This is a genomic window from Mesorhizobium sp. M4A.F.Ca.ET.020.02.1.1 (assembly GCF_004022645.1).
Classification (GTDB): Bacteria; Pseudomonadota; Alphaproteobacteria; order Rhizobiales; family Rhizobiaceae; genus Mesorhizobium.
On sequence record NZ_RZOI01000559.1, the window covers coordinates 1 to 4,125 of the forward strand.

A 4,125-nucleotide genomic window follows, 5' to 3' on the forward strand; every position below is an offset into this window, starting at 1 on the left:
TGTTCGACCTGCTCGCCGATCTGAGAGCCATGGGCGAGACCAGCCCCCTCGTCGATCGCAGCCGGCGGCCCGGCACGCGGAAATTCTTCGCGCGCGCCGCCGAAATCTACGCGGAACGGTTTTCCGATCCCGACGGCCGTATCAGGGCAAGCTTCTCGCTCGTATGGATGTCCGGCTGGGCGCCCGATGCATCGCAGCAAAAGCCGCTAAAGCCCGGCACGGCCAAGGTCTCGCTGAAGACCATCCTGGAAGGTCCGCAAGACCGCTGAGCAGCGACCCCTTGGGGCTCAGTGCTGCGCGAAGGCGTTGGCCAACTTGCTGTTGTTATCGCTGAACAACCACACGATCGCATTGCCGACCTGGCCGACGCCGGCGACGATGGCGAGCGACAGGACGGTGACGATCACGCCATATTCAATGGCTGTCGCGCCCGTCTCGTCTTGAATGAACCGTTGCAGCAGCTTTTTCATGATCATCGATCCCTCTTGCCAGGAACCTTAGCGTTGACCCGTTAAGAAAGGTTAACGGCAAAAGCTTAACAGGCAGTGAAATAGGTCGGTTCTGGAAAAATCGTTAACCATGTCAGCAGTCGCCGCTGCGCGTGCCGTCGCTGCGGATCACGCAGATCGAGCTGGGCAGGGGCTGCAGCACGCTGCGGCGCAGCGTATAGGTGTCGCGATGGCCGATCGAACCGGTGCTCATCGTGTCGACGCCGGCAATGCCATCGCGGGCCGGGCGCGTGTGGCTGTCGAGGAAAGGCGCGGCGATCAGGGCCAGCGCCACCGCGGCGGAACCGAACAGCAGCGTGATGCGCAACACGCCCATGCCCGCATCGGCGGCGCGAAAGCCGCGGTCCGGCCGGATTGACTCCCAGTCTTTGTCCAGGCTCATGCAATCGCTCCCCACGCGTGTAGGCCGAGACCAGCCTCGCCGCAATTTTTCATATCGAGATAAATCATCCATTAACGCTGGCTAAACCAGCGCCGAATTCCCCGACTACAGGAGATCGATGAGGAACTGGATCAGCGGCGCGTCGGCCGGCGGCATCGGATAGTCGCGCATCTGGCGTGGCCGCACCCATTTCAGCGCCTGCCCCTCCCTCGGCTGCGCAATCCCGCGGAAGCGGCGGCAGACGAAAAGCGGCATCAACAGGTGAAAGTGATCATAGCTATGGCTGGCGAAGGTCAGCGGTGCGAGGCAAGGGATCTCGGTCTCGATGCCGAGCTCCTCATGTAGTTCCCGGATCAGGCACTCTTCCGGTGTTTCGCCTGGCTCGACCTTGCCGCCTGGGAATTCCCACAAGCCAGCGAGCTGCTTTCCCTCGGGGCGCTGCGCCAGCAGCACGCGCCCGTCGGCGTCGACCAGCGCGCAGGCCGCGACCAGAAGCAGGCGCTTGCCGGCTGGCTTGAGCTCGCTCATGCGCCGGGCGGCCGGCGATAGTGGTAGCGGTAGACTTCCTCGAAGCCCATCGATCGGTACAGCGACAGCGCCGGCGCGTTGCTGGCCTCCACCTGCAGCCAGGCTTCCCGCGCGCCGCGCAGCCGCGCCCACTTCAACGCCGACAGGATGAGGTTTCGGCCGTGGCCCCTGTTGCGCGCCGCCTTGTCGGTGGCGACTTCGAACAGGCCGGCGAGATCGCCGTCGTGGACGCAGATCAGCGTCGCCAGTGGCTCGCTGCCATCCTCGAGCGCGAACAGCCCGGCCTCCGGCTGGATGGCGCCGATGATCTCCGACAGGCCCGGCCTCAGCGACACGTCCGAGCCACTCACCTTGAGCAGCGCGCCGATGAAGCGGCTGATGTCCTTCAGCGGGATTTGGTCCATGGCGGGATCGAGCTGGGCATCGGCGAGCGGCAGGCGCATCACCAGCGATTCGTCGAAGCTGCTCCAGCCTTCACTGTCGAGATGCTTTGACAGGACAGGGCCCGACAGTGGCGATATGCGAAAGGTCAGCGGCCTGCCATATGCTTCGAAGCGCCGGCTGGCGCGGCCGATGCGCTCGGCAATGTGCTGGGTGTCGCCGGGATCGAGCGGATTGACCGAGTTCAGCCGCTTGGCCGCGTGGCCGGCCGTCAGCCGCACCACCCATGTGCCATCATAGTGGACGGCGGCGGCGGGCCAGGCGCGGAACCCGGCAGCCTCGTAGCGGCGCACCGTCGCGAGCACGCTTGCCGGATGTCTGGACATCAACGTCGTCAGCTCCTGTAGTCGCCATTGATGGCGACATATTCCTTGGTCAGGTCGCAGGTCCACACCGTCGCCTTGCCGCGGCCGATGCCGATGTCGGCGCGGATGCGGATGTCGTCACGCTTCATGTAGGCCGAGGTCGCTTCCTCGGAATAGGCCGGATCGCGCTCGCCCTCATGCGCCAGCCTGTTGTCGCCGAACCAGATCGACAGAAGGTCGCGGTCGGCGGGCTCGCCGGCCTTGCCGACCGCCATGACGACACGCCCCCAATTGGCGTCCTCTCCGGCGACGGCCGTCTTGACCAGCGGCGAATTGGCGATCGACAGCGCGATGCGCTTGGCCGAACGGGCCGATTTGGCGCCGGTGACGGTGACTTCGACCTGCTTGCGCGCACCCTCGCCGTCGCGCACAACCTGCAGCGCCAGCGTTTTCAGTATTTTGCCGAGCGCGCGGCGGAACGCGCCGAGCCGAGCGTCCTTCGCGTCGGTGATTGCCGGCGCACCGCGCCTGGCCGCGGCACCCGTGGCGAACAAGAGCAGCGTGTCGCTGGTCGAGGTATCGCTGTCAACGGTCACCGCGTTGAAGGTCTTGGTCGTGCCGCGCGACAACAGATCCTGCAGCACCGGTGCGGCGATCGGCGCGTCGGTGGCGATAAAGGAGAGCATCGTCGCCATGTCTGGCGCGATCATGCCGGCGCCCTTGGCAATGCCGTTGATGGTTACGTCGGCGTCGCCGAGCTTCACCGTCGCCGTCGCCACCTTCGGATAGGTGTCCGTGGTCATGATGGCCTTGGCGGCCTCGGTCCACAGATCGGGCTTGCCATCCTTGACCAGCCCGGCGAGCAGATGGCTGAACCTGGCTGTGTCGAGCGGCTCGCCGATGACGCCGGTGGAGGCCAGGAACACTTCGCTCGTGGCGCATCCGGCCGCCTTGGCCGCCGCCTCGCCGGTCAGCGCGGTGGAAGCGCGGCCCTTCTTGCCGGTGAAGGCATTGGCGTTGCCGGAATTGACGACCAGCACGCGCGCCTTGCCGGCGCCCAGGTTCTGCCGGCAGAAATCGACTGGCGCCGACGGACATTTCGACTTGGTGAACACGCCGGCGACGGCGGTGCCCGGATCGAAGACCATGGCCAGAAGGTCGGTGCGGTTCTTGTACTTGATCCCCGCCTCGGCGGTGGCGATGCGCACGCCTTCGATGGCGGGCATTTTCGGATATTTCTTCGGCGCGAGCGGCGAAATCGTTGCGGACATGGGGACCTCGGGCGGCGGAAATCGCAAAGGGAAGGCCGGTTTGCCCGATACGGCGCGCCGACGCAAGGGGCGTCCTGGCCGTGCCTTCCAAGCTGGACCGCGGGCACGCAACCCGGAACGGGGCGTTTCGTTTGCACAGGCAACCCAATATGATTGGTGACGGACTCACCGGCCAAGGAGGATCAGGATGAGCATGACTCCCGGCCCCGGGCGCAAATCGATCGGCGCCAAGCGCAATCCCGAGAGCGCCGACGCCATTCTCGACGCCGCCGAGGCGGTGCTGGCGGAGGCCGGCTATTCAGGCTTTTCGATCGAGGCGGTGGCGCGCCGGGCGCGGGCCGGCAAGCCGACCATCTATCGCTGGTGGCCAAGCAAGGCCGCCCTGCTGCTCGACGTCTACCAGCGGCAGAAGCGGGTCAACGTCCCCGACACCGGCCGTCTGGAGGACGACCTAGTCGGCTTCCTGAAGAACCTGTTCGCGCACTGGCGCCTTACATCGTCGGGCAATGTGTTCAGATCGCTAATCGCCGAGGCGCAGTCGGATAGCCAGGCTGCCGCCGCCCTTGCCGGCTACGCGGCCGGACGCCGCGCCCACACCGGCCAGTTGATCGTGCGCGCCAAGGCGCGCGGCGAGGTCGCGCCCGACGTCGATGCCGAGATCGTCGCCGACCTGATCGCCTCCTATGCCT

At 66.1% G+C, this 4,125-nt stretch carries 6 protein-coding genes and 1 pseudogene; 2 read left to right on the forward strand and 5 right to left on the reverse strand.

The window, feature by feature from the left end; genetic code table 11:
• Nucleotides 1–269: pseudogene (locus EN742_RS26565) on the forward strand (SAM-dependent methyltransferase); the annotation flags it as partial.
• Nucleotides 270–287: 18 nt separating this feature from the next.
• Here EN742_RS26565 and EN742_RS26570 read toward each other — a convergent pair.
• The 5 genes from EN742_RS26570 to argJ all read right to left on the reverse strand — a co-directional run bounded on the left by EN742_RS26570 (nt 288) and on the right by argJ (nt 3,436).
• Nucleotides 288–470 (reverse strand): Flp family type IVb pilin, encoded by a 183-nt coding sequence (locus EN742_RS26570; RefSeq protein WP_126058137.1) that lies wholly within the window; start codon nt 468–470, stop codon nt 288–290.
• A gap of 112 nt (nt 471–582) precedes the next feature.
• Nucleotides 583–891: a hypothetical protein gene (locus tag EN742_RS26575; protein WP_126058136.1), complete on the reverse strand. Its 309-nt coding sequence runs from the start codon at nt 889–891 to the stop codon at nt 583–585.
• 105 nt (nt 892–996) lie between these two features.
• Nucleotides 997–1,419, reverse strand: coding sequence for a (deoxy)nucleoside triphosphate pyrophosphohydrolase (locus EN742_RS26580; RefSeq protein ID WP_126058135.1), 423 nt, complete (start codon nt 1,417–1,419; stop codon nt 997–999).
• Nucleotides 1,416–2,186 carry a GNAT family N-acetyltransferase gene (locus EN742_RS26585; protein WP_245455370.1) on the reverse strand — a complete coding sequence of 257 codons (771 nt, stop codon included), beginning with the start codon at nt 2,184–2,186 and terminating at the stop codon, nt 1,416–1,418. Before EN742_RS26585 ends, EN742_RS26580 begins: the two co-directional genes overlap by 4 nt.
• 8 nt (nt 2,187–2,194) lie before the next feature.
• Nucleotides 2,195–3,436 (reverse strand): bifunctional glutamate N-acetyltransferase/amino-acid acetyltransferase ArgJ, encoded by a 1,242-nt coding sequence (gene argJ, locus EN742_RS26590; protein WP_127405568.1) that lies wholly within the window; start codon nt 3,434–3,436, stop codon nt 2,195–2,197.
• Nucleotides 3,437–3,623: 187 nt separating this feature from the next.
• Here argJ and EN742_RS26595 point away from each other — a divergent pair.
• Nucleotides 3,624–4,125: TetR/AcrR family transcriptional regulator (locus EN742_RS26595; RefSeq protein ID WP_148670273.1), on the forward strand; the 502-nt coding region annotated here is incomplete at its 3' end.

Bases quoted from the DNA above. Each gene is read 5' to 3' on its own strand.
- EN742_RS26570 (WP_126058137.1), bottom strand. From the start codon at position 470: ATGAAAAAGCTGCTGCAACGGTTCATTCAAGACGAGACGGGCGCGACA.
- EN742_RS26575 (WP_126058136.1), bottom strand. From the start codon at position 891: ATGAGCCTGGACAAAGACTGGGAGTCAATCCGGCCGGACCGCGGCTTT.
- EN742_RS26580 (WP_126058135.1), bottom strand. From the start codon at position 1,419: ATGAGCGAGCTCAAGCCAGCCGGCAAGCGCCTGCTTCTGGTCGCGGCC.
- EN742_RS26585 (WP_245455370.1), bottom strand. From the start codon at position 2,186: ATGTCCAGACATCCGGCAAGCGTGCTCGCGACGGTGCGCCGCTACGAG.
- argJ (WP_127405568.1), bottom strand. From the start codon at position 3,436: ATGTCCGCAACGATTTCGCCGCTCGCGCCGAAGAAATATCCGAAAATG.